Here is a 4904-nt window from a genome sequence, read left to right on the forward strand (position 1 = left end):
TGTCGTCACCGCCCCCACCGCAGGTACGAAGAGCCATATTACGCATGGAGGGCCTCTCCTTCTGCAAGCCTGCTTGCGCTCGCACTTGCGCTCGCGCTAGTTGGCCCGGCGCTCACGAGAGCAGCCCTTCTAGGGCCTGGCAGATTTTGGCTTAGTGAGGCGGTGGCCGCCCGGGCGGACCGAGCTTCATCTCGGTCGATCCTTATCAGGGACGAGTTGGATAAGAAGATTGCAACACTGCATGGTCAACGGATCGCTCAAGATTTGCCGCGCACCGATGGGGTGGGTGCGCAGGCGACGCCCCTCTGTGAGGAAAGTCAGCCAACATCGCCCTGGGCACTCAAAAGCATTCTGATGCATCGCTTCGCTGGTCATCTGAAGCGACGCCCCTCGTCCCGCCGATAGGCGCGGACGGCGAGCGCGCCGGTGAGCAGCGTCCAGCCGAGCAGCACCGGCCAGGTCGTCGCGGGGAGGTCGACGCCCGTCGTGGCGCTCACCACGAGGTCACGGCCGGCCCGCGTGGGCAGCCAGGCCGAGATCGCGTCGAGCCAGCCGGGGAAGGTCTCGGGCGGGAGGAACAGCCCGCCGCCGAAGGCCAGCGGCAGCAGCAGAACCTGCGCGACGGCGAGCGCCGCCTTCGTCGACAGGCCGTAGCCGACGAACAGGCCCAGCCCGAGCATCGGCAGGGCCGCGACCGCGAGCGCGCCCGCCGCGAGCAGCAGCCGGTCGGCGGGCAGGGTCGCCGCCGTCAGCAGCCACGCCACGAGGACGAGCGGCACGAGGCTGAGCATGGCGAAGCCGAGGCCGTTGAGCAGCCGGCCGGCCAGTCGCGGTCCGGCGCCGACGGGCAGCGTGCGCAGGTAGGAGTCCCACGGCAGCGCCCTGTCCTCCGCCACGCCGACGCCGTAGGTGAACAGGCACACGCTCATGACGGCGAACAGGGAGATCTGCGACGTCGCGGCGGTGGCCTGCCGGGCGTCGTCCGCGAAGGGCTGCGGCACGACGAAGAAGAGCATCGTCAGGGTGGGGAAGACGACGGTGCCGACGACGGCGATCGGGACGCGCACCGTCTCCAGCAGCTGGGAGCGCGTGTGCAGCGCAACCAGCCGGAGGCCGCCGGGCGCGCGCGCGTCGTCCGGTCCGGCGCTCCGGTGGGTGAGCGTGCTCATCGGTACCTCTCCTGCGTCGGGGCGGTGACGGGGGTGGCGGCGGAGGTACGGGTCCGGGTGACGTCGTCGTCCTCGGCCGCGTCGGCGCGCGAGGTCACGGCGAGGAAGGCCTCCTCGAGCGAGGCGGGCGCCACCTCGAGCTCGCGGAAAGGCGTGCCGCCGCGCACGAGCCGTCGCACGAGGTCGTCGGTGTCCGCCGCCCACAGCTCGTGCCGGTCGCCGTCGCTGACGACCCGGTCGGCGCCGACGTCGGGGGCGGTCGCGGCGCGCAGCCGGACCCGCCGGGCGGGGACGGCGGAGCGCACCTCCTCGAGCGTGCCGTCGACGAGGACGCGGCCGTGGTCCACGACGACGACGCGCTCGGCGAGCGCCTCCACCTCCTCGAGGTAGTGGCTCGTGAGGACGACGGTGCCGCCGCTACGGTGGTAGGCGCGGACGGCCTCCCAGAGGTCGTGCCGGGCGCCCGTGTCCAGGCCGGTCGTCGGCTCGTCCAGCAGCACGAGGTCCGGGCGGCCGACGAAGGCCAGGGCGACGGCGAGGCGGCGTTTCTGCCCTCCGGACAGGCCGCCCGTCTGCCGGCGTCGCAGGTCGGCGAGGCCGAAGCGCTCGAGCACCTCGCCGGCCGGGACGGGGTCGGTGAAGTGGCCGGCGACGACGTCGACCACCTCGCCCACGCGCAGCGTCGGCGGCAGGCCGGTCTCCTGCGGCGTCGTCCCGAGGCGGGACCGGGCGCCGGGCTCCCAGGGCGCGCGGCCGAAGAGCTCGACCGAGCCGGACGTCGGCCGGCGCAGCCCGCAGAGCAGCTGCAGCAGCGTGCTCTTGCCGGCCCCGTTCGGACCGAGCAGGCCGAGCAGCTGCCCCGCCGGGACGTCGAGGCTGACGTCGTCGAGCGCGACGACCTCGCCGTAGCGGCGCCCGACGCCGCGGGTGCGCACGAGGGGCTCGCGCCCCGCGTCGGCGCTCGTGGGCGCGGTGGTGCTCGGGGCGGTGGTCATGAGTCCTCGCCGGTGTCGTGGACGTGGTGCGTCCCGCCCACCGCGGCGAGCGAGCTCACGCGGGCGGTGACGGGCTCGAGCAGGGCGCGCAGGGCCGCGGTGTGGTCCTCGAGCGCCTGCCGGCCGCGCCTGGTCAGCGCGACGTACGTCGTCGGCGTCCGCCCGCGGTGCGTCTTCTCCACGGCGACGTAGCCCGCGTCCTCGAGCTTGCGCAGGTGCGCGCCGAGGTTGCCCGCCGTCAGGCCCTGCAGCTTCTGCAGCCGGGGGAACGCGATGCGGTCGTCGTCGTCGAGGGCGGCCAGGCTCGCCACGAGCCGCAGCCGTGCCGGGGCGTGGATGACCGGGTCGAGGTCGGGCGCCGCGTCCGCCGTCGGGTGGGTGGCCTCCTGCGGCCGCGCCCTCCTCGGCTCCAGCCTCTGCTGCGGGTCGGCCGTCATGCCGACCGTCCGCGCAGGTGCAGGACCACCGCGGCGACGAGGAAGCCCCCGCCGCCGAGGAGCCCCATGACGAGCTGGTTCGTCGGGAACCCGGCGAGCGCATCCGCGGCGCTGGCGACGAGCACCCACGCGCCGAGCGTGTACATCGTCCGGTCCTGCCACATGGCGCCCCCGGAGAGGTAGAGGAGCCCGACGACGAGACCCGCCAGGGCGGGGGCGAGGACGCCGAGGAGCCCGGCGGACGCGCCTGCGTCCGCCGCCGAGGCCATGACCGCGAAGTACAGACCGAAGCCGAGGAACCAGGCCCAGCCGTACATGGCTCCCTGCCGCGCCGACGCGCCGCGGACGCCGGCGCTGCGCCGCGCCACGTGGACCGTCGTGACGACGAGCGCCGCAGCGAGCAGCAGGCCGAACGTCGTCTCGGCGACCGCCCCGGGGAGGACGAGCGGCCCCCGACCGGTCGTCGCGGTCCACAGCGCGACGAACCCGACGAGCCAGGCGAGCCCCCAGACGCCGTAGAGCAGGCGGGCGTCGGGCTGGAGGGCGCGGCTCGTGCGGGTGCGCTCGGCGCGCAGCAGCGCCAGCGCCTCCTGGGGATCTGCGGTGCCGGTCTCGGCCCGGCCGCCGGTGTCGGTCGCCGATCGAGGGTCGGCCTCGCGGCCGTCGGGCGTCGACGTGCTCATGGTCGCCTCCAGAGTGGTCTGCCGTGCAGACTGGCGACCAACTTCGTAGCGCAGACCCGTCTGCGAGGCAAGAGGCCTGTGCCACCCGTCGGGCAGAGCCGCGCGGCGGTCGCCGGGCGGCGTGTCGACTACCCGCAGTCGCCGGGCGACACGCCCGCGCGTCGTCCAGGAGCGGCGTCCGGTCGGGTCAGGCGAAGAGGTCGAGCTGGTCCTCGGCCGGCTCGCGACGGGCGCGGGCCAGGCCGCGCGCGCCCATCGGCACGTGGTCGGGCTCGGCCGGCGGCGCCTGCGCCGGGACGGTCGCGACGCCGGCGGGTCCCGCGACGCGGCCCGCGGACGCGGGTCGACCCGGGTCGGGCGGGGCCTCGCCCTCCTCGGCCGGCGGGCCGGCGGGCAAGGGGATCTCGTCGCCTCCCACCTGGTGCGGGCCCACCTCGTCGACCCACGCGGGCAGGACGGGGCCGCGGTCGGCGGGCGGGGCGCCCCCGACGAGGGCCCACAGCGAGGGGCCGAGGCGGACGTCGCGCGCGCCGAGCGCCGCCTGCAGGCGGGCCAGGTCCAGCGGCAGACGTAGGTCCTCGACCGGGGGGAGGGCGATGTCCTCGCGCATCGCCATGAGCCGCTGGTTGCGCGCGACGTTGTCGCGGGCCTCGTCGGTGCGCAGCCGCGCGAGCGCCCCGGGGCCGACGGCGGCGAGCACCTCGTCCTCGCGGCCGTCGTCGATGGCCGCGTAGACGTCGTCGACGCCGTCGAAGGCGGCGAGCAGCCGGGCCGCCGTCTTCGGGCCGATGCCGGGCGCGCCGGGCAGGTTGTCCGAGGTGTCGCCGCGCAGCGCCGCGAGGCAGCGGTACTGGCCGGCGCGGACGCCGGTCACGAGCGGCAGCGTCCGTGGCGTCAGCACCGGGGACCCGGCCATCCCCCCGTTGAGGACGCGCAGCACCGACGTCGACCCGTCGACGAGGGCGAAGGAGTCGCGGTCGCTCGTCACGGCCGTGCAGCGCCAGCCGCTGCGCCGGGCGAGCGCCGCGGCGGACGCGAGGACGTCGTCGGCCTCGAGGCCCTCGGCGACGACGACGGGCAGGCCGGCGGCGGCGAGCAGCGCCGGGGCGTCGTCGAGCTGGGCGCGCAGGTCGGGGTGCTTGTCGGGACGGTGCGCCTTGTACGCGGGGTGCTGCTCGCGCCGCACCGACGACGTCGAGCAGTCGAAGCCGACGACGAGCGCGTCCGGCGTCAGCCGCGCGGCCGCGCCCGCGATGAGGGTGACGACGCCGCGCAGCGCCCACACGGGTCGGCCGGCGGCGTCGCGGTGGTCACCGGCCGCGTGGGCGTGATGGGCCCGGTGCAGGAGGCTGTTGCCGTCCACCGCGAGCAGGAGGGGCGCGTCGGGGGCCACGACGTCGCGATCGGGCGGCGGCGTCGACGGGGCGGCGGCGGGGGCCGCGTCCGCCTCGGCCCCCAGCAGACCCGCCGCCCGCAGCGCCGCGACGGCGGGGTCGGTCGCGGTCGGGACGGGGGGCACACCCCCAGGGTGCCCCCTGCGGCTCGCCGACGGGAGCCGCCCCGCCGCCCGGCCCGCGCTAGTAAGAGCAGGTGCGTGGATCCCTACGGCGAACATCCCCC

Annotated in this window: 5 protein-coding genes; all 5 read right to left on the reverse strand. The window is 76.1% G+C overall.

Annotated features, from left to right (window positions below; genetic code table 11):
• Positions 1-371: 371 nt before the first annotated feature.
• Complete coding sequence (locus tag WDZ17_RS17145) at positions 372-1169, reverse strand: ABC transporter permease (RefSeq protein WP_339576391.1); 798 nt, start codon at positions 1167-1169, stop codon at positions 372-374.
• Complete coding sequence (locus WDZ17_RS17150) at positions 1166-2164, reverse strand: ABC transporter ATP-binding protein (RefSeq protein WP_339576392.1); 999 nt, start codon at positions 2162-2164, stop codon at positions 1166-1168. Before WDZ17_RS17150 ends, WDZ17_RS17145 begins: the two co-directional genes overlap by 4 nt.
• A complete protein-coding gene (locus WDZ17_RS17155; protein ID WP_339576393.1) occupies positions 2161-2601 on the reverse strand; it encodes a transcriptional regulator in 441 nt (146 codons plus the stop codon). Before WDZ17_RS17155 ends, WDZ17_RS17150 begins: the two co-directional genes overlap by 4 nt.
• Positions 2598-3284, reverse strand: a complete 687-nt coding sequence (locus tag WDZ17_RS17160; protein ID WP_339576394.1) for a hypothetical protein — start codon at positions 3282-3284, stop codon at positions 2598-2600. Before WDZ17_RS17160 ends, WDZ17_RS17155 begins: the two co-directional genes overlap by 4 nt.
• A gap of 187 nt (positions 3285-3471) precedes the next feature.
• Positions 3472-4803 carry a 5'-3' exonuclease gene (locus tag WDZ17_RS17165; protein WP_339576395.1) on the reverse strand — a complete coding sequence of 444 codons (1332 nt, stop codon included), beginning with the start codon at positions 4801-4803 and terminating at the stop codon, positions 3472-3474.
• Positions 4804-4904 lie beyond the last annotated feature (101 nt).

The sequence above is a fragment of the Pseudokineococcus basanitobsidens genome, assembly GCF_037482545.1.
GTDB classification, from domain to species: domain Bacteria; phylum Actinomycetota; class Actinomycetes; order Actinomycetales; family Quadrisphaeraceae; genus Pseudokineococcus; species Pseudokineococcus basanitobsidens.